Origin of the sequence: Asinibacterium sp. OR53 (genome assembly GCF_000515315.1) — a bacterium.
Lineage (GTDB): Bacteria > Bacteroidota > Bacteroidia > Chitinophagales > Chitinophagaceae > Sediminibacterium.
The window spans coordinates 2,898,999-2,919,683 of the sequence record NZ_KI911562.1 but is presented as its reverse complement, the minus strand read 5'-3'; the positions used below and the strand labels follow the sequence as shown (position 1 = coordinate 2,919,683).

The following is a 20,685-nucleotide window of genomic DNA, read 5'->3' as shown; positions in this document are numbered from 1 at the left end:
AAAGGATGTACGACGAATCAAACCGAACTATTAAACAGAAAAAAGACTGGCATGAAAAAATTGATTGTATTGTTTACTATGATAACAGGTTTCGTAACACATGCAAAAGCACAGGAAAATACAGATACCAGTAAAAAAAGCAAATGGAGTAGTCATTTTCAGTTGACTGTGATTGCGCAAAAGCATGCGGGATTCCATGCTGCTTACAGCGGAGATAAAAGCCTGGCAGATACTGTTGAACCCATTGCTACCAGCCTCACCTCTACCCTGTTCCTGGGAAGAAAATTGTGGAAAGGCGCTGCACTCTATTTCAACCCGGAAATATCGGGCGGTAATGGACTCAGTTTTGCCCAGGGAGTAGCAGGTGCATTGAATGGCGAAACCTATCGTGTGGGAGCTGTTAAACCACAAGTTTTTATTGCCAGGGCTTATCTGCAACAACATTTCCCCCTGGCCGATGCAAAATATGTTGATGTGGCAGATGATGTAAACCAGGTAGCCGATAAAATTCCGGACAGCCGCATTACCATTACAGCAGGGAAATATGCGATCAGTGATTTTTATGATGACAATGCTTACAGCAAAGGCCCCCGTTCCCAATTCTCTAACTGGGCCATCTGGGCAAATGGCGCCTGGGATTATCCTGCCAATACAAGGGGTTATACCATGGGTGTGGTTGTGGAGTTGATCAAACCCCGATGGGCGATCAGGTTATCCACTGTTGCTGTTCCCAGGATTGCCAATGCTTCCAAAATGGAGTATGATATGAGCAGGGCGCATTCAGAGACTTTTGAATATGAGCGTAAATGGACAGTTCGTAAGCATCCGGGTAGTGTACGCCTGATCCTCAGCAATACACATTCCAAAGCCCCTTCCTATCAAAGCGGTTTGAAAGCGGTTGCCAACAGCGATGCCTTTCTGTTATCCGTTATTTCAGGCGATAGTGAAAACACTTCTTATGGAGGAAAAAAATTTGGTTGGGGCGTAAGTGCCGACCAGGAAATTACCAAAGACCTGGGTATTTTTTCGCGGATCGGCTGGAATGATGGTAAATATGCCACATGGGCTTTCACTGAAATCGACCGTACTTTTTGTCTGGGCTTATCCCTTAAAGGAAACAGGTGGGAAAGACCTGAAGACGTATTCGGACTTGCAGCAGTTGTGAGTGGTCTATCAGACGAGCACCGCGCTTTTCTCAAAGCAGGTGGCTATGGTTTCATCATTGGTGACGGTAACCTGAATTACGGAAAGGAAGCCATTGTAGAAACATTTTACAATGCACGCCTGTCAAAACAATTCTGGTTGAGTGTGAATTACCAGTTTGTGAACAACCCGGGTTATAACAAAGACAGGGGGCCTGTGCATGTATTCGGTGTACGTGGCCACATAGAGTTTTAAGTGTAACTCATTCTCTGATCACCGTTCTGCGCAGTTCCAGCAAGTTCAGTGCATTCGGTGCAAAACCGCTCACATTGTTTTGCACTAAGTGAATGGCCATATCGTACCAGATGGGGATCACGGGCGCATCGTTGATCACTAGCTGGTCCATTTGCCGGTATAAAACATAGCGCAATGAATCATTGGTTTCGAGCAAAGCCTTTTCATACAAGGCATCGAAAGCAGGATTCCGGTAACGTGTATAATTGGGCGGCGCCGGGTTCTTGCTGTAGAACATCGCCATATAATTCTCGGCATCGGGATAATCGGCAATCCAGCTTCCGCGAAACAGCAAAGCCTGTGATTTAGCAGTCTGCTCCAGCAACAAACTTTTTTGTATCACTTCCACCTGTACACGAATGCCCACTTCTTCCCATTGCCGCGCAGCAAAACTGGCAATATCTGCATAGATGGGAATGGTAAGCAGCTTCATCACCGGTAAATCCTTGCCACCGGGATAGCCTGCTTCATTCAATAATTTTTTTGCTGCCACAGGATCATAAGGATAACCCTTTACCAGTTCAGTATTGTGCGATGGTAACCCGCCCGGTACAAAACCCGCTTCTGCGGGAATACCAATCGAATTGCGCATGTACATCATCAGCTTCTGCCGGTCGAGCGCGTAATTCATGGCCTGCCTTATGGCTTTCATTTTTGTGGGCGATTGTTGTACCAGCGGGTTTTCTTCATCCGATAAAATGCCAAAATATTCTGTATTGAGATAAGCGTGTTTTTTCAATTGGATCTTTGATGCCCACTGAGCACGCAGCGCTCCTTTCTTAGTCAGTATTTCGTCTTTGAATGATGGATCGATATCATTGATGAAACTCAGTCCGCCCTGCCTGAACTGCAGGAACTCCGTGGCTTTGTTATCAAAAAAACTGATCTTGACAGCGTCGAGATAAGGCAATGCATGACCGCCACTGTCTTTTTCCCAATAATGCGCATTCTTCAATAACACCAGCGCTTCTCCTTCATCCCATGATTTGAACACGAAGGGGCCGCTGCCGCATGGATGCCTGCCAAAATCTTTTCCATATTTCTCTACTACTTCCCTCGGAACAATGCTGCAATACTGCATGCTTAAAATACCCATGATGGGATGGAAAGGCCGTACCAACGTTAACTGAAAAGTAGAATCATTCACCGCAACAAAACCATTGTTTGTATTGATACGGCCATTGAATATCCAGGCCCCGCTGCTGGCAGTCTGGTGGTCGATGATCCTGTTGAAACTGTATGCCACATCCGCTGCCACTACCCTTCTGCCTTTGCCTCCGGGGAATACTTCATTATCGTGAAAGAAAACATCGTTGCGCAAATGGAAAGTATAAGTGCATCGGTCGGCACTGATATCCCAACGCTTCGCAACAGAAGGAATGATATTCAGTCCGCTGTCTATTTCCACCAATGTATTGTAGAGCTGGTGCACAGGCCACATGATGGCCTGGTTTTTGGCAAAAGCCGGATCCAGTGTGGCAATACCGGTAGACTCATTGTAATAAAATACTTGCCTGGCTGCCTGCCGGTGATGCATACAGGAAGCCAGTAATAAACAAAGGACCAGACAGTTTCTCATTTTTTCTGAATACCGTACTTTTAGCGAATGAATAATGCAAAATACAAGTTCCTGTTCATGATTGGTTTGGTCACCGTCATTTCCATGCAGGCGCAAACACCACTTTCCTCCAAAGAAGTCTTTACCCGGGCCGACACACTTCGCGGAAGCATCACACCTGAAAGGGCCTGGTGGGATGTATTGCATTATACGATTGGCGTAGCGCCCGACTTCGCATCTAAATATATAGAAGGAAAAACGGAGATCCGTTTCAAAGTGCTGGCACCCGGTAAGACCATGCAGATAGACCTGCAGGAGCCTATGCAACTATCAAAAGCGTATACCGCCGCATACAAAGACTTGCCGCTTCGTCGCGATGGTAACGTGTATTATGTGAGTTTCCCGAGAGAATTGAAAACAGGCAGCGTTCAAACACTCACGCTTGTTTTCCACGGTAACCCGCGCGTTGCCAAACGGCCACCATGGGATGGTGGATGGATATTCCAGACCGATAAACTGGGCAGACCCTGGATGAGTGTGGCCTGCCAGGGGCTCGGCGCCAGCGTATGGTATCCCTGCAAAGACCACCAGAGCGATGAGCCTGATGAAGGAGCTACGCTCAACATCGCTGTTCCCGATACACTCGTAGCGGTAGGTAATGGAAGGTTGATCAGCAGGATCAGCCACAGCAAAGGCATGGTTACTTATAAATGGGATGTCAAAAACCCCATCAACAATTACGACATCATCCCATATATAGGTAAATATGTTACCTGGCATGAAACATTCAACGGCGAAAAAGGTCCGCTCGATTGCGATTACTGGGTACTGGACTACGAGTTGGAAAAAGCAAAAGAACAATTCAAACAGGCGCCGAAAATGTTGCGTTGCTTTGAACACTGGATGGGCCCTTATCCTTTTTATGAAGACAGTTATAAGCTGGTACAGTCGCCACACCTGGGCATGGAACACCAGAGTGCAGTAGCTTATGGCAACCAGTTTAAAAATGGCTACCTGGGAAGAGACCTTTCCGGTACCGGCTGGGGACTCAAATGGGATTTCATCATTGTACACGAAAGCGGGCATGAATGGTTTGGCAACAACATCACCAGCAAGGATATTGCCGACATGTGGATACATGAGGGCTTTACCAATTATTCAGAAACGCTTTTTACCGAATGTGAATACGGCTTGCAGGCAGCCAATGAATACAATTACGGCATACGCCGCGTTATCCGCAATGATGTACCCATAACAGGTCCTTATGGTGTTAACAAAGAAGGCAGCGGCGATATGTATCCCAAAGCGGCTAACATGATCCACAGCATTCGCAATGCCATGCACGATGATGAAAAATTCAGGAACATGCTGCGTTTCCTCAACAAGAAATTTTATCATCAAACAGTAACGGCAGATGATATCCGCGAAGCGATGGAAAGCTTTACCGGGTTCGGACTGGATAAGATATTCAACCAGTATTTGCACACTACACAGGTACCTGTATTGGAATACAAGCAGGATGGTGTGCAGGTCTCATTCCGTTGGAGTAATTGTATGGACGGATTTAACCTCCCCCTATGGGCGGGCACCGGCAACCAGGCACAGTTGATTAAACCAGTAACAGGTAGCTTTACCAATTTGCAGTTAAGCAATGAAAATGCTGCCAACTGGAAACCGGAAAACATAGAAAAACTGTTCTACGTTAAAGTGCAAAAAGCAACGGATAATTGAATCAGTTGTCGGTTAACCTGCCCGCGCCCCTGTACTTCGGCTGCCAATATTTATCGTTCAGGTCGCTGATCATAACGCCGCCGCTGGTGGCGGCATGAACAAACTTGTTATTGAGGAGGTACACACCTACATGTGAAATGCTGCGGCCGCTGGTATGAAAGAATACCAGGTCGCCTTCTTTCAGGTCTTCCAGCTGTACTTTTTCGCAGGCATCGTATTGTTCCTGCGCGGTGCGGGGAAGATTGTGTTTGTATACATCCCGCATGACGATCTGTGTAAAGGCAGAACAGTCGATACAGTTATCGGTAGCTCCGCCCAGGCAATATTTGGTGCCCCACCATTTGTCAATCGTTTCCAATAACGGAATATTGGTCAGTTGCTCCACAGTTGCATCGATCATCACCGCATATTTCAACTGCAGCCAGTTGGCTTTTTCAATTTCAACAGAAGACAATCCATAGCCCGGCATGCGTTCTGCACCGGTAGTAGTGTTGCGTTTAGAGGTGGTAGTGCTGGTTTTATGACGGGTGGTGACCGCCGAGCCGGGCGTTACCTCTATCTGGTCAATGAATTGAGGCTGGCCGGATCTCCTGGCGGCATTGCTGGTTTTGGCTACAGAGTCGTCTTTAGCCCCCAGCTTGCTGAGGGATTTACAACTGCTGAAAACAAAAACGAGCAGGCATGATATGGTTATATATGGTAATTTCATAGTAGGTGATTTGCAATATAATGTCCTGAATCCGATGCCGGCTCCGATGCGCATAACTTTTTAACATTCTCTCCCATTCCTGCACCCCTGTGGATAACTGGAATCAGGGCAGTACGGCCTGTTTTTACGACCTTTGTAGATATGGCTGCATTCTCTCATTTACACGTTCATACTCAATATTCTTTGCTCGATGGCGCAGCGGCTATTGGCAGCCTCTACAAAAAAGCTGCCAATGATCAGATGCCTGCGCTTGCCATTACGGATCATGGTAATATGTTCGGTGTTTTTGACTTTGTAAGCCAGGCCTGGAAAAATACCAAAGTGGTGGGAAAAGATGCCAACGGAAAAGATATTGTGGAGCCCGTGGTAAAACCCATCGTTGGTTGTGAATTCTATGTGGTGCGCGACAGGCATGCGAAAGTATTCACCAAAGATGTAAAAGATGAACGCTACCACCAGGTACTATTGGCCAAAAATGCAACGGGTTACGCCAACCTGGTAAAGCTCACTTCTTTGGGTTTTATTGAAGGGATGTACAGCAAGTACCCACGTATCGATAAAGAACTGATTGAACAATACCACGAAGGACTGATCGCTACCACTTGTTGCATCGGCGCTTATGTTCCGCAAACCATCCTGCACGATGGTGAAGAAAAGGCAGAACAGGAATTCAAATGGTGGCTGGATATGTTCGGAGAGGATTATTATATAGAACTCCAGCGGCATAACATCAAAGAACAGGAACTGATCAACCAAACCCTGCTCAAGTTCTCAAAGAAATACAAAGTGCCGGTGATTGCCACGAACGACAGTCACTATGTTGACCAGGACGATGCCAATGCACATGATATCCTGCTCTGCATCAACACAGGCGAAAAGCAAAGCACACCTGGTTTTGATGATTTTGTGAATGATGATGTGCAGATACGGAACCGCCGTTTTAAATTTCCCAACAACCAGTTTTATTTCAAGACCACGGCTGAAATGCAGCAGTTATTCAGCGATATTCCCGAATCGCTCGACAATACCAATGCGATTGTTGACAAGGTGGAAATACTGAACCTGAAGAAAGACATACTGCTGCCTGCCTTCCCTATCCCTGCCGAATTCCAGATACACAAAGATGCCAACCTGAACCAGTGGGAATACCTGCGGCATATTACCATGGAGGGCGCTAAAAGACGGTATACAGATATTGCTCCCAGCACACAGGAGCGCATTGACTTTGAATTGTTCACCATCAAGACCATGGGTTTTGCCGGGTACTTTTTGATCGTAAGTGATTTCATCAAAGCAGGCCGCGAGCTGGGTGTATTTGTAGGCCCGGGACGTGGTTCTGCTGCGGGAAGTGTGGTAGCTTATTGCATTGGCATTACCAATATCGATCCCATTAAATACAACCTGCTGTTCGAGCGTTTCCTCAATCCGGACCGTAAGAGCATGCCCGATATCGATACGGATTTTGATGATGAAGGAAGACAGAAAGTGATCGATTATGTTGTAGACAAATATGGTAAAGAGCAGGTAGCGCAGATCATCACCTATGGTACCATGGCTGCCAAGATGAGTATCAAGGACGTGGCGCGTGTATTGGATCTTCCGCTTGCCGAAAGTAATATGCTGGCCAAGCTGGTACCCGATAAACCGGGTACGGAACTGGGCCGTGTATTGAAAGCGCCCATCACTATCAAAGAAGGCCCCAAATCACTCGAAGAAAAAGAAGCCTACCAGCAGGAAGATATTGAGAACGTCAAGAAACTGCGGGAGATATACAACGGCACCGATATCAGGGCACAGGTGTTGAAAGAAGCCGAGCGATTGGAAGGATCGGTGCGTAATACGGGTATCCACGCCGCAGGTATCATCATCGCCCCCAAAGACCTTACAGAACTGCTTCCTGTGGCCACTGCCAAAGATTCCAGTTTGTGGGTAACGCAGATCGAAGGCAGTATCATTGAAGATGCAGGCGTAATCAAGATGGACTTCCTCGGATTGAGAACCCTTTCGATTTTGAAAACGGCGCTGGAACTCATCAAAGAGAACCACAATATTTCTATAGACCTGGACGAACTTCCGTTGGATGATGAAAAGACTTTCCAGTTGTATCAACGCGGAGAAACCAATGCCACTTTCCAGTTTGAAAGTGTGGGCATGCAAAAATACCTGCGCGAACTCAAGCCCGATAAGTTCGATGACCTCATTGCCATGAACGCCTTGTACCGCCCGGGTCCCATCGCTTATATCCCCAACTTCATCGATCGTAAACATGGCAGGGAAGCCATCACGTACGACCTGGATGATATGAAGGAGTACCTCGCCGAAACCTATGGTATCACCGTTTACCAGGAGCAGGTGATGCTGCTGAGCCAGAGCCTGGCAGGTTTCACCAAAGGAGATGCCGACGTATTACGGAAAGCGATGGGTAAAAAACAGAAATCGGTACTGGATAAAATGAAAGCCCAGTTCATTACCGGTGCCACCGCCAAAGGACACCCCGCCGATAAGCTCGAAAAAATATGGACCGACTGGGAAGCATTTGCGCAATATGCGTTCAACAAATCGCACTCTACCTGCTATGCTTTTGTAGCTTACCAGACCGCTTACCTGAAGGCCCACTATCCCGGCGAATACATGGCTGCCGTACTCAACCACGCAGGCAGTATCGAGAAGATCACCTTCTTTATGGAGGAATGCAAACGAATGGGTATCAAGGTATTGGGGCCCGATATTAATGAATCACTTAAAGGCTTTGCCGTGAACAAACGCGGGGAGATCCGCTTTGGACTGGGAGGTCTCAAAGGTGTTGGCGAAGCTGCGGTGGAGACCATCATTGTGGAACGGAGTAAAAATGGGGTATATTCCGATATCTATGAATTTGTGAAGCGGATACTGCAAAGAACAGTCAATAAGAAATCATTGGAAAGCCTGGCTTATTCAGGCGCTTTCGATTGTTTTCCGGAATTGCACAGGGCGCAGTATTTCAAGATACCCGATGGAGACCGGCTCTCGGGATTGGAAAGGCTGATCATGTACGGACAGGCTTCACAAAGCCAGGCGAGTTCATCCAATACCCTCTTCGGCGAACTGGCCGAATCGATGGAAGTAGCGAAACCCAAGATACTTCCATCCGAACCCTGGACACTGACGGAGTTACTGGATCATGAAAAAGAAGTAACGGGCATGTTCATGAGCGGACACCCACTCGATCATTTCAAATTTGAATTGAAATATTACGGCATTACGCAGATCAGTGATTTCAATGAGATCAAGGATACCTTGCAGCTACAAGCCAACCCCGGTAAGAGTTTGCGCGTAGCAGGATTGGTGATCGACGTGCAGCATCGTGTTACTAAAACCGGTAAGAATTTCGGCTCGTTCGTGATAGAGGATTTCAGTGGTAAAACAGATTTCATTTTGTGGAGTGAAGACTATATCAAATTCCAGAACTACCTGGAAAAAGGACAGAACCTGCTGCTGACCGGTTTCTTCAGGCCCCGGTTCGGAAGAGCAAACGAGTTTGAATTCAAGATCACCGTGATGTCGTTACTGGAAACGGTAAAAGAAACCATGACCCGGAGCCTGGAGATCAATGCCCACGCAGCAGCCATATCGCCCGATTTTGTCCGGTTTGTAGACCAGAACGTTCGCAATTTCCCTGGGAAAACCGCCCTCCGGTTCAATATTTATGAGCCCAGGGAAAACCTGAAAGTGAGCCTGATATCTTTCGATAAAGGCTTCAGGATGAACGAAGAAATGGCTGAGTTCCTGCTCAATAACCAGGATTTAGAGGTGAATGTAGGGCTTGCAGGGTAATGCACCAGTCCCGACGCCCTGTCAGTTTTGCTGTTGCAACGTCATTAATCACACCCGTGGAAAAGTCAAAACTGCATAAACGGCTATTTGGAGCTAAATTTGACATCCTAATAAGGTAACAATACCTAAAAAAACAAACAGTATATGGCATTAGAATTAACAGACGCTAATTTCCAGTCAACCGTACTGGACAGCGATAAATTGACAGTAGTAGATTTTTGGGCAGAATGGTGTGGACCTTGCCGTGCCATCGGACCCGTTATTGAAGAGTTGTCGAAAGACTATGCAGGCAAGATCAATGTAGGTAAAGTGAATGTAGACCATAACCCCAACCTGAGTGTGAATTATGGCATCACTTCCATTCCTGCCATCCTGTTCATCAAAGGCGGACAGATCGTAGACAAACAAATTGGTGCAGTACCCAAATCTGTACTCGATAAAAAGATCCAGGCGCATTTATAATCGCCGTTACAAATTGTATGAAAGGCTCCCATTCGGGGGCCTTTTTATTTGGTATTATGTATTATTCGTTATCTTTCCCCGTTTTATTTTTTTATTAATTAACGAAAACTAATTGCATGATGAATATCAAGTCACGCCTGATCATCATGAACTTCCTGGAATTCTTTGTTTGGGGTTCCTGGCTCATATCCCTCGGCGCTTATATGATTGTAACACTCCATTTTTCCGGTGGAGAAGTAGGAGCCGTTTATGCTACCATGGGTATTGCTTCCTTGTTTATGCCCGCTTTATTGGGTATTGTGGCAGACCGCTGGGTGAACGCCGAGCGCGTATTGGGTATTTGCCATATTGTAGGGGCCTGCTTGCTGCTCTGGGCTTCTACCGTAAGCGATTACAGAACTTTTTATCTCATCATGCTCCTCAACTCAATGGCATTTATGCCAACGATCGCGTTGAACAACACCGTTTCCTATATCATACTGGAGAAAAAAGGGTTTGATATTGTGAAGGATTTCCCTCCCGTTCGTGTATGGGGCACCGTTGGTTTTGTTTGTGCCATGTGGATGGTAGACCTGTTTGGCTGGACGAAAAGTCCACTCCAGTTATACGTAAGCGCCGGTGCGGGCTTCCTGTTGGGATTGTACACTTTCACGATCGTGAAATGTCCGCCTGTGAAATTGGACAGGAAGAAAACTTTGTCGGAAGCATTGGGACTGGACGCTTTCGTTTTGTTCCGGAGAAAAAAAATGCTGATCTTTTTCATCTTTGCCATGCTGCTGGGCGCAGCATTACAGATCACCAATGCATTCGGCGGCGCTTTCCTGGATGATTTCAAAACCGGTTTTGCCGATTCATTCGGTGTAAAACATCCAAACCTGCTCTTATCTATTTCACAGATATCTGAAACATTGTTCATCCTCACCATTCCTTTCTTCCTTAGAAAATTTGGTATCAAACAGGTCATGCTCCTCAGCATCTTTGCCTGGGTATTCCGTTTTGGGCTATTTGCTATAGGCGATCCGGGACCAGGACTCTACCTGTTGATCCTGTCCATGATCATTTATGGAATGGCGTTCGACTTCTTCAATATCTCCGGTTCTTTATTCGTGGAAAAAGAAGCCGATATACGCATCAGGGCCAGTGCACAAGGGTTGTTCATGCTCATGACCAATGGCATCGGCGCTTTCCTCGGAGGTACCATCAGCGGATGGGTAGTGGATTATTTTACTGTTAATGGTGTGAAAGACTGGCACAATATCTGGTTAAGTTTTGCTGGATATGCATTGGTGCTTGGTATTTTCTTTCCGTTGGTATTCCGGTACAAACACAACCCGGATATGGAGACAAGCAAACATCACTAAATACTTGTTATAAAAATCCTCTATGAAAAATATGGACCGTTTATTCGTTTTGAAATCTTTAATGCAACACCGTCATCTAAAGAATTACCTGGAAATCGGGGTCTTTAACGGGCATATTTTTTTTCGTATCAAAAGCAATTTCAAGATTGCAGTTGATCCCGATTTTGTATTCGGGAGTGGCCGTAAAGCCATAAAACTCCTGCTGAATCCGTATAATCGCTATAACCAGTATTTTGAAAAAACAAGCGATGATTTTTTTGCGCAAGATGGCCCGAGATTGTTCCAGGATAAGAAAATTGAACTGGCGCTTATTGATGGAATGCACGAATGCGATTATGTGATCAGGGATGTAGAGCATACATTAAATCATGCTGCTCCTAATGCGGTAATCGTTCTGCATGATTGCAATCCCTTAAGCGCAGAAGCTGCTTGTTCTTTTAAGGAATGGAACTACCCGGGAACCTGGAATGGGGATGTATGGAAAGCGATCCTTTATTTTCGCAGTCAGCGAAAAGACCTGACCTGCTTTGTTCTGGATGCCGATCAAGGTTTAGGCATCATTGTTAAACAACCGGCAACAACACTTCTTCCGTATGATAAGGAACAAATCAGCCAATTCACTTACCAGGATCTTGCATTGAACCGGGCTGAATGGCTGGGCCTGCAGCCTTCGGACTACTTTTACGATTTCTTTAAGATCAGCGCTTAAAAATTATTTATCCGCCAAATCGGTGTAAATTTGTTGTCTGAACATCAAAATCTGTGAACATGATCCCGACCGCGTCAGATCCCTTTGCACTGGTTGCTTCCCTCGATGATACGAACGAACTGAAAAAAATAGGTGAAAAGATATTGCGCAAAGAGCGCATCAATTTCCAGGATGGCGTAACACTATTTGAGAAAGGCTCATTGGCCTTTCTTGGTACACTGGCCAATTGGGTACGCGAACAAAAGCACGGAAACAAAACCTACTTCAACAGGAACTTCCATATAGAACCTACCAATGTATGTGTATTCTCCTGTGCCTTTTGTGCTTACTCACGCCTCTATGCCAACCGTGAAGAAGGATGGGAACTGAGCATCGAGCAAATGATGCACATCGTTAAAAGTTACGATGGAAAGCCGGTGACCGAAGTGCATATTGTAGGCGGCGTTCACCCCAAGATGAACCTGGCATTTTTTATCGAGCTTCTCCAAACCATCAAAGCACATCGTCCCGATCTGCATATCAAAGCCTTCACGCCTGTTGAACTCGATTATATGTTCCGCAAAGCCAAAGTGTCGGTTGAAGAAGGCATGAAGATGGCGCACGAAGCCGGATTGGATTCTTTACCTGGTGGCGGTGCAGAAATATTCCATCCCGATATCCGAAAGCAGATATGCGATGATAAAGTGGATGCCGAAGGCTGGTTGCATATTCATCGTGTCGCACATGAACTGGGTATGCACAGTAACGCCACCATGCTTTACGGACACATTGAAAAATTCGAACACCGCATCGATCACATGGAGCGTCTGCGTCAGTTACAGGATCAGACCGGCGGCTTCAATACTTTTATCCCGCTGAAGTTCAGGAACAAAGACAATGACATGAGCCATGTTCCCGAATCAACAATAGTGGAAGACATGCGCATGTACGCCATGGCCCGCCTGTACATGGATAATTTCCCGCACATCAAAGCTTATTGGCCCATGCTGGGAAGAAAGAATGCTCAATTGGCATTATCATTCGGCGTAAACGATATCGACGGTACCATCGACGACTCTACAAAAATATATACTATGGCAGGAAGTGAAGAACAAACGCCTGCCATGAATACTACAGAGCTGGTAACGCTGATCAAACAAGTAAAACGCCAGCCGGTAGAACGCGGTACACTGTATAATGAGATCAGGGATTATAGTGATCTGGCGATTGAAGAAATAACTTTAAACTAAATTAAGTACCGGCATCCGTTGCTACTGTTTCCCAGCATTGGTAATATCCGGTCGCAATAGCTCATCGATTAGTTTTAAGGCCTTCCAGCCGGCTTCTTTCATCAGCGTTAATTGTTTCCTGGCGTTTTCTTGCGTCAGGTCTTTATAACTGCTCAGGTATTCTGTTGTGCCTAGCATGCTGCTCACAGGGTTGCGCAGGTCGTGGGCCATGATCTTCATCATGCGGGTGTTTTCCTGCTGACTTTGCTCCAGTTCCGAGAGACTTTCTTTCATATGATCATTCTGCTCGGTAATGAATTTGTTCAATTTGTCCAGTTCGGCAAGTTGCCGTTTGGATCTACTGTTGTTCATCAACACCAGTATAAGAACAATCAGGGCCATTGCAAACACAATAACGGCAATGGTCAGGTAAACTGTTTTCAATTCATCCTGCTTCTTCAGCAGGGTTAATTCATAACGACGGGATATGTTATTGAATTGATTTTGTATGTCAATGACCCGCAAAGGTCTGGCCACTTTTGCCAGAGAATCTTTCAGTTGTAGGTAATTTTTCAATGCAGCAAATGCAGGAAGGGGTTTTCTCAATCCATCATAATAGAGCCATTGCTTTTCCCGCCATAACAGTTCATACTGAATATTGGGGTGTTGATCAAGGGACTGTCTTAGTTCTATTAACTGCTCCCTGACTTCAGGGTAACGGTGTTGTGTCAATAGCAACGATATCAGCTTGGCCGTAGTTCCTTGTGAAAAGCGTATATCGTAGCCTTTTTGACCGGTTATTCGGATGGCCTCCCGGAGCAGTTGTTCTGCGTTTTTTTCATCACCTTTCAATCGTAATGCTTCGCCTTTGGTGCCATTGATAACAGCTATAGCGGTTTGAATATAAGACTGTTGTTGTATGTAAACGGGATCACTCCTATGTTGATGGATTGACCGATCAATATAACGCATGGCGCTGTCGCAATAATAGACGGCGCTGTCCAATTGTCCCAGGTAATTGTAGCACCATGCGATATTGTTCAGCTGCCCTTGTTGTTCAGCAAACCGGACCCAACTGTTTTCAGGGCAATGAGACCTCGCATCGAATGTTTCTTTAAAATAAGGGATGGCGTCTCTGTATCTGCCCTGCATATAATAGAGCATGGCGATACGTTTACTGTATTCGGTGAAGTTACAGGTGTCTTGTGTTTTCAACATGAATTGCCTTCCCCGGTAATAATATAAAATGGCATCATTGAATTTGCCTTCCGATATCAATAAGTCGCCCTGGGTCAATACAGCACTGGCATATATTTTTATGTACGCCGGAAAGCGGGTGCTATCTGGTAGTACGCTCAATACACTGTCTGAATAAGCCCACGCTTTTTTGTAGTTTTTTTGATGAGTAAAATAACAGGAAGCCAGGTAATCGTATTTTCTGGCCATGTCGAACCGGCTGGGATGATGGATTTGCTGGAATGCAGAGTCGATAAAATGAGGTATCTGGTCAACCATTGTTCCCGTATAAGTATCAGCAGTAGCAAGTATCTGCTGCACCTTTACAGCGTTCTTTTCTCCATCAGGCCGGTATGGAGAAGAACAAGCCAGGGAAAACAGCCAACCTAGTATGATACTATACTTACGCATTTGCTTCTGTAACCTTTAAGCGTACATAAAAAACGGTACCCATCCCTTCTGTGCTTTCGTACCATATATCTCCCTTATGTGCCTCTACAATCTGTTTGGCAATGGACAACCCGAGTCCAAAGGATGCTTCGCCTGAACTGCCGGTTCGCTTGACCTCGGGTGAAAAACTGAATATTTTATCCCTGAATGATTCCGGAATACCTATCCCCTGGTCTTTTACCAATACAAGAACGGTTGCTCCTTCTTTTTGCATGGAGATGGTAATCGTGCTGCCAGACGGACTGAATTTGATGGCATTGGTAATCAGGTTGCTGAAAACACGCCATAGTTTTTCCCTGTTGGCCATTACCGTTACAGGTATAAGGTGCAACTCGAGTTGTAGTTCTTTTTCTTTGCTTTTTGGGCGAAGTATATCCACACAGTATTTCAGCGTTGTATCCAGCTCTACCGGTTCTTTGAGGGTATCGGCCGGAATATTCAGGTGCAGTAACTCGTTGATCAGGTTCAAAGCCCGGCCGCCTGCTGCTTCCATCAGTTGCAACGGCTCTTTACTGTCTTTATTGATGAGCGGATGCTGCTCTTCGAGGTATTCAGTCATGGCCACCATTCCCCCAACAGGATTGCGCAGGTCATGGGCTACGACCCGCGTCATACGGGAGTTTTCCTGCTGGCTTTGTTTCAAAGCCGATAAATTTTTCTTCAGGTGATTGTTTTGTTTGGTAACGAAAGCATTCAGTTTACCCAGCTCCTGAACATACTGCCTGGATTTCCTCACATTTTTCAATATCAACAGGATGATCAGTAATGTCATCACAAATACAACAAATGCAATGGACAGGTAGACCGTTTTTAATTCGCTCTGCTTTTTTAGTAATGCCAGTTCATAATGTTGAGATATATTGGTGAATTCATCCTGTATATTGATGGAATGCAATGGCTCAGATGCTTTATTAAGAGAATCTTTTAATTGTAAGAAGCTCTTCAGTGTTGCATAAGCCAATTCGGGTTGACCTAGCGCCTCATAATACTTCCATTTTACTTTCCGGTAATCGTATTCAGCAGCCGTGCTGGGAGACTGATCCAGGGATTGCCTCAATTGCTGCAATTGTTCTCCCGCTTCTTTGTATCGGTGTTGCCCCAACAACAAAGAGGCGAGACTGCTCATGGTGTTTTGTGCGTCTGCCAGGTCATGCCCCTGCTGTGCATTGATGCGGATGGATTCACGGAACACTTGCTCTGTAGTACTGCTGTCTCCTGTATCCAGCAGGGTTTGCCCTTTATTACTGGTAATCACACCAATAGCCGTTTCAATGAAAGCCTGACGGGAGGTTCGGTCGGCACTGTTCAGGTATTGTTGTTTGTGCTTGTCTATATAATGCAGGGCGCTGTCGTAATAGTAAAGGGCGCTGTCGTACTGCTTCATATTTGAATAGCACAATGCAATATTATCCAGTTGCGCCTGCGCTTGTGCGAACCTGGTAAAGAGGTTTTCAGGACAGTGGAGCGCTGCATCGAGTGTTTCCTTGTAATGCCGGATGGCCTCTTTATACCTGCCGAGATCATAATAGAGCATGGACAGTCTGGCGTCGTATTCGTAAAAGCTACAGGTGTCTTTCGTCATTTGCATGAACAACTTTCCTCGGTAGAAATAGGAAATGGCATCATTGTACCTGCCTTCTGATTTTACTGCATCGCCTTTAACTAAAAGGGCGTTGGCATAAAGTTTTATGTGTTCCGGTACCTGTGTGCTGTCAGTAATTGTAAGCAACATACTGTCTGCATAGGCCCCGGATTTCGCAACATCTCTTTGCCGATCGTAATAATAACTGGCGAGGTAATGGTATTTCTTTGCAATATCGAATGCACTGGTATTGGGAATACTGCGAAAGGCAGAGTCGATAAAATGTTCAACCCATGCAGGGCCATTGCTCTTTAGACTGTCGGCAATGGCCACAATGCTTCGCACTTGCGCTGCGTGTTCTTTGTGATCGGTAGTAGATTGGGTAGAACAAGCGATAACAAACAACCAGGCAAGGGCAACAGCATAAGTCCGACATGCAATCTTGAGTCCATATTTGGTAAGAATCCCCATCAGCCGCAGTTGCTATTCCGACAATTTAGGGATTTTTTAGAGATAAGGCCATCATTCCTTCATTGAGTCATTGTTTATTGAGTCATTTGTACATCTCTATCAGCACTCCGGCAAACTGATCGGAATATGGATCGCCAACCCTCCATCGGCGGTTTCCTTGTATTTGCTGCTCATATCCAAAGCTGTATCCCACATGGTTTTCACTACTTTATCGAGACTCACTTTGGCATAATCGGGCGAACTTTGTAATGCCAACTGCGAAGCAGTAATGGCTTTGATAGCACCCATGGTATTTCTTTCAATACAGGGAACCTGTACCAATCCGCCTATCGGATCGCAGGTCAATCCTAAATGATGTTCCATGGCTATTTCGGCAGCCATCAATGCCTGGCGCTGGGTACCTCCCATCGATTCGGTGAGTGCAGCAGCAGCCATGGCAGAAGAAACGCCGATCTCGGCCTGGCAGCCACCCATCGCTGCAGAAATGGTGGCGCCTTTTTTGAATATGCTGCCGATTTCAGAAGCAGTGAGCAGGAACCGAATGATCTTGTCATCATCATGCCCATTGCAAAATGTAACGAAATACTGCAACACGGCGGGTATCACACCGGCAGCGCCATTCGTAGGCGCTGTTACGACTCTTCCGAATGCGGCATTCTCTTCATTAACGGCTAATGCGAAACAACTCACCCAATCCAGTATATAATGAAAGCCTTCCCCTCCTGCACGAATCGCTTTCATCCAGCTTTCATAATCGGTATAAGGACGGCCCTGTATCATTTTTTTATTCAGGTCGAACGCGCGGCGGCGCACTTGCAAACCGCCCGGTAATTCTCCTTTGGCATGACAGCCGCGATATATACAGTCTTTCATGGTATGCCAGATGCGCAATACACCTGCTTTGGTAGCATCCTCGGAGCGCCAGGCATTTTCATTCTCCATGACCACTTCATGGATGGCCATGCCTGTTTTCATGCACCAGTGCAGCAGGTCATCTGCCGTATTAATGGGGAATGAAAGCTCTACGGCATTTTTATGGCTGTTGTCTTCCCCTTCTTTGACTACAAATCCGCCACCGATAGAATAATAGGTTTCGCTCCATCCTTCCCCGTTTTTCAAAGACACGAGGAAGCTAAGCCCGTTGGGATGAAAGGGTAATGTTTCGTGATACAGGAATTGCACCTGTTCTGCGGCGTTGAATGCGATTACCTGCTCTCCTCCCAGCATCAATTGCTTTTTATCGCGGATGGCATTGATACGGGGCGTGATGCTGTTGACATCGATGGTCACCGGGTCTTCATTGCAAAGTCCTAATAGCACGGCTATATCCGTTCCATGCCCCTTACCGGTTTTGGCCAGGGAGCCGTATAATAACACGGTAACAGCCGCTACCTGGTCAAGACTGGTGCGTTCCCGGAGCGTTTCTACAAAGCGCAAAGCGGCGCGCCAGGGGCCTAATGTATGGGAACTGGAGGGGCCTACCCCTATTTTGAACATGTCGAAAACCGAAATTGTTTCGTGAGGCATAGTCAAAGTTAGTGCTTAAAATTGGCTGGTTTTTCCGACCTTCACGCAGCAATTAATCTATATTTTATTTTTTAATGTTTGAAGCTATGCAACTCTCTTCTCTCTTGAACAGATTCAGTGAACCGGAAACACTTAAAATGGCCAAACTGGGCCGTGAACTGAGGGCCAAAGGGGTCGACGTGATCGACCTGAGCCTGGGTGAACCAGATTTTGATACGCCGCAGCACATCAAAGACGCTGCTATCAAAGCCATCAACGACAACTGGAGTCATTATACACCTGTTGCCGGCTTTGCCGATTTGAAAGAAGCCGTATGTACCAAATTGAAACGCGATAACAATTTGGATTATACACCTGATCAGATCATCACGTCTACCGGCGCCAAGCAAAGCCTGGCCAACGCCATTCTTGCATTGGTGGATGAAGGTGATGAAGTGATCATCCCTACTCCTTATTGGGTAACTTATTCTGAGCTGGTAAAAATTGCCCGTGGTAAAGTGGTAGAGATCAGAACCAGTGTGGAGAATGATTTCAAACCAACTCCTGCACAGGTAGAAGCCGCCATCACACCCAAAACAAAAGTGTTCATGTTCTCATCGCCCTGTAATCCTTCAGGCGCTGTGTACAGCAAAGCAGAACTCGAAGCATTGGCTGCTATCTTCAAAAAGCATCCGCATATCGTGATCCTTTCAGATGAGATCTATGAATACATCAACTTCGTAGGCAAGCACGAAAGCATTGCGCAGTTTGCCGATCTGAAAGACCGCGTGGTACTCATCAACGGTCTCAGTAAAGGATTTGCCATGACCGGCTGGCGTTTGGGTTATATCGCTGCCAGTGCTGCTATTGTGAAAGCCTGTGAAAAATTACAGGGGCAATTCACCAGCGGCACCTGCTCCATCACCCAGAAAGCAGCAGTAGCGGCCCTTGTAGGTGATCTGCGTCCTTCACAGGAAATGACGGAAGAGTTTACCCGCAGAAGAGAAAAAACGCTGGCACTGGTAAGCGGCATCCCCGGTTTCAAATGCTTTGCACCGCAAGGCGCATTCTATGTATTTCCGGATGTGAGCGCTTATTATGGTAAATCAGATGGCACTACGACCATCCAGAACGCAGCCGATCTGAGCATGTACCTGTTGAATACAGCGCATGTGTCTTCTGTAATGGGTGATGCTTTTGGTGAACCCAAATGCGTTCGCTTCTCTTTTGCCAACAGCATGCCCAATATTGAAAAAGCATGGGCAAGGATCAAAGATGCGCTGGCTAAATTGAAATAAATACAAGTCATCCTGAACATTTCAAGTCGTCATCCCGAGCATAGCCGAGGGATCTGCCCGAATGTTCAAGCAGGTCCTTCGACTCGCTTCGCTCGCTCAGGATGACGTTCTTTGCTCGCTCAGGATGACGTTTTTATTGCAATTTTGTCCTATGCAGCAGACTGATAAAATGGACATGTTCCGTAACCGGTTGGCAAAAGTGTACAAGCACCGGAGCAAACAAGCCCGGCGTATGCAGGTAGATTGCTATCGGGTATATGATCACGACCTGCCCGAATTTCCTTTCTGTATAGAATTGTATGAAGACAAGCTTTACCTGGCCGAATATTTGCGCAGGCATGGTATGAGCGATGAAGAACATGAAGCATGGCTCGATGCATGCCTGGCAACGATCAGCGAGATCATGGGTATTCCAACCGATCATATGTATGTACGGCAACGCAAACGAATGTCGCACCGTGAAGGGCAATACGAACGGTTGAATACGGAAGATGCTTTTTTTACCGTGCTGGAAAACGGATTGAAGTTCCAGGTGAACCTCACCGATTACCTCGACACCGGTCTTTTTCTCGATCATCGCATCACACGACAAATGGTGAAAGAAGAAAGTGAAGGAAAACGCATATTGAACCTGTTTTGTTACACCGGTTCTTTCTCGGTGTATGCTGCCGCAGGCGGAGCAACTGCCGTTACTTCTGTTGACCTCTCCAAAACTTACCTGGGATGGGCTGAAACCAATTTCGCCATCAACCGTTTAAAATCGCCTAACAAATACCGCTTTGTACATGCCGATGTAAAGCAATACCTCAAAACCTTGCCCCCCGAAAGTTTCGACCTGGTGGTAATGGACCCTCCTACTTTCAGCAACAGCAAACGCATGAAAGATATCCTGGACATACAAAGAGACCATGTTGAATTGCTGAACGATGTGCTTGCAGCTACAGTGCCCGGCGGACAAATTTATTTCAGCACCAATTTCACCCGTTTTCAATTGGATGCCGGCGCTATTCATGCCAGCGATATCAAAGACATTACCAAAGCCACTACCCCGTTCGATTTCGAAGGAAAACTCAAAAGATGGTGCTATAAACTAATCAAATAAATAGCCATGAAAACCGCGCCATTCGTTATTGAAGAAGTGCTCAACGCACCGG

The 20,685-nt window shown here is 46.1% G+C and carries 14 protein-coding genes; 9 read left to right on the top strand and 5 right to left on the bottom strand.

Annotated elements, in window-relative coordinates; genetic code table 11:
- Positions 1-51: 51 nt before the first annotated feature.
- Positions 52-1,398 carry a carbohydrate porin gene (locus SEDOR53_RS0112960; protein ID WP_026770111.1) on the top strand — a complete coding sequence of 449 codons (1,347 nt, stop codon included), beginning with the start codon at positions 52-54 and terminating at the stop codon, positions 1,396-1,398.
- Between the two features lie 7 nt (positions 1,399-1,405).
- On the opposite strand, the gene SEDOR53_RS0112955 is transcribed toward SEDOR53_RS0112960, so the two are convergent.
- Positions 1,406-3,016: an ABC transporter substrate-binding protein gene (locus SEDOR53_RS0112955; RefSeq protein ID WP_026770110.1), complete on the bottom strand. Its 1,611-nt coding sequence runs from the start codon at positions 3,014-3,016 to the stop codon at positions 1,406-1,408.
- 27 nt (positions 3,017-3,043) lie between these two features.
- On the opposite strand from SEDOR53_RS0112955, the gene SEDOR53_RS0112950 reads away from it, so the two are divergent.
- The gene (locus tag SEDOR53_RS0112950; protein WP_026770109.1) at positions 3,044-4,726 is read left to right on the top strand and encodes a M1 family metallopeptidase; all 1,683 of its coding nucleotides are present in this window, start codon (positions 3,044-3,046) and stop codon (positions 4,724-4,726) included.
- 1 nt (position 4,727) lies between these two features.
- Here SEDOR53_RS0112950 and SEDOR53_RS18905 read toward each other — a convergent pair whose 3' ends face one another.
- The gene (locus SEDOR53_RS18905; RefSeq protein ID WP_232214775.1) at positions 4,728-5,435 is read right to left on the bottom strand and encodes a C40 family peptidase; all 708 of its coding nucleotides are present in this window, start codon (positions 5,433-5,435) and stop codon (positions 4,728-4,730) included.
- A gap of 141 nt (positions 5,436-5,576) precedes the next feature.
- On the opposite strand from SEDOR53_RS18905, the gene dnaE reads away from it, so the two are divergent.
- From dnaE to mqnE, 5 genes are all read left to right on the top strand, one after another.
- Entirely contained in the window at positions 5,577-9,248 is a 3,672-nt protein-coding gene (gene dnaE, locus SEDOR53_RS0112940) for a DNA polymerase III subunit alpha (protein ID WP_026770107.1), read from the top strand.
- A gap of 144 nt (positions 9,249-9,392) precedes the next feature.
- Positions 9,393-9,710 (top strand): thioredoxin, encoded by a 318-nt coding sequence (trxA, locus tag SEDOR53_RS0112935; protein ID WP_026770106.1) that lies wholly within the window; start codon positions 9,393-9,395, stop codon positions 9,708-9,710.
- Positions 9,711-9,826: 116 nt separating this feature from the next.
- The gene (locus SEDOR53_RS0112930; RefSeq protein ID WP_304412464.1) at positions 9,827-11,071 is read left to right on the top strand and encodes a nucleoside permease; all 1,245 of its coding nucleotides are present in this window, start codon (positions 9,827-9,829) and stop codon (positions 11,069-11,071) included.
- Positions 11,072-11,093: 22 nt separating this feature from the next.
- Positions 11,094-11,780, top strand: coding sequence for a class I SAM-dependent methyltransferase (locus SEDOR53_RS0112925; RefSeq protein WP_198018926.1), 687 nt, complete (start codon positions 11,094-11,096; stop codon positions 11,778-11,780).
- 59 nt (positions 11,781-11,839) lie between these two features.
- Complete coding sequence (mqnE, locus tag SEDOR53_RS0112920; RefSeq protein ID WP_051416640.1) at positions 11,840-13,009, top strand: aminofutalosine synthase MqnE; 1,170 nt, start codon at positions 11,840-11,842, stop codon at positions 13,007-13,009.
- 21 nt (positions 13,010-13,030) lie between these two features.
- Here the strand turns inward: mqnE and SEDOR53_RS0112915 are convergent, their stop codons facing one another.
- The 3 genes from SEDOR53_RS0112915 to SEDOR53_RS0112905 form a co-directional block, all read right to left on the bottom strand.
- Positions 13,031-14,635 (bottom strand): histidine kinase dimerization/phospho-acceptor domain-containing protein, encoded by a 1,605-nt coding sequence (locus SEDOR53_RS0112915; protein ID WP_026770102.1) that lies wholly within the window; start codon positions 14,633-14,635, stop codon positions 13,031-13,033.
- Positions 14,628-16,727: a tetratricopeptide repeat-containing sensor histidine kinase gene (locus SEDOR53_RS0112910; RefSeq protein ID WP_026770101.1), complete on the bottom strand. Its 2,100-nt coding sequence runs from the start codon at positions 16,725-16,727 to the stop codon at positions 14,628-14,630. Before SEDOR53_RS0112910 ends, SEDOR53_RS0112915 begins: the two co-directional genes overlap by 8 nt.
- Positions 16,728-16,826: 99 nt before the next feature.
- Positions 16,827-18,254 carry an L-serine ammonia-lyase gene (locus tag SEDOR53_RS0112905; protein ID WP_026770100.1) on the bottom strand — a complete coding sequence of 476 codons (1,428 nt, stop codon included), beginning with the start codon at positions 18,252-18,254 and terminating at the stop codon, positions 16,827-16,829.
- 86 nt (positions 18,255-18,340) lie between these two features.
- Here SEDOR53_RS0112905 and SEDOR53_RS0112900 point away from each other — a divergent pair, with 86 nt between their 5' ends.
- Positions 18,341-19,531, top strand: a complete 1,191-nt coding sequence (locus tag SEDOR53_RS0112900) for a pyridoxal phosphate-dependent aminotransferase (protein WP_026770099.1) — start codon at positions 18,341-18,343, stop codon at positions 19,529-19,531.
- A 151-nt stretch (positions 19,532-19,682) separates the two neighbouring features.
- Positions 19,683-20,633 (top strand): class I SAM-dependent methyltransferase, encoded by a 951-nt coding sequence (locus SEDOR53_RS0112895; protein ID WP_026770098.1) that lies wholly within the window; start codon positions 19,683-19,685, stop codon positions 20,631-20,633.
- Positions 20,634-20,685 lie beyond the last annotated feature (52 nt).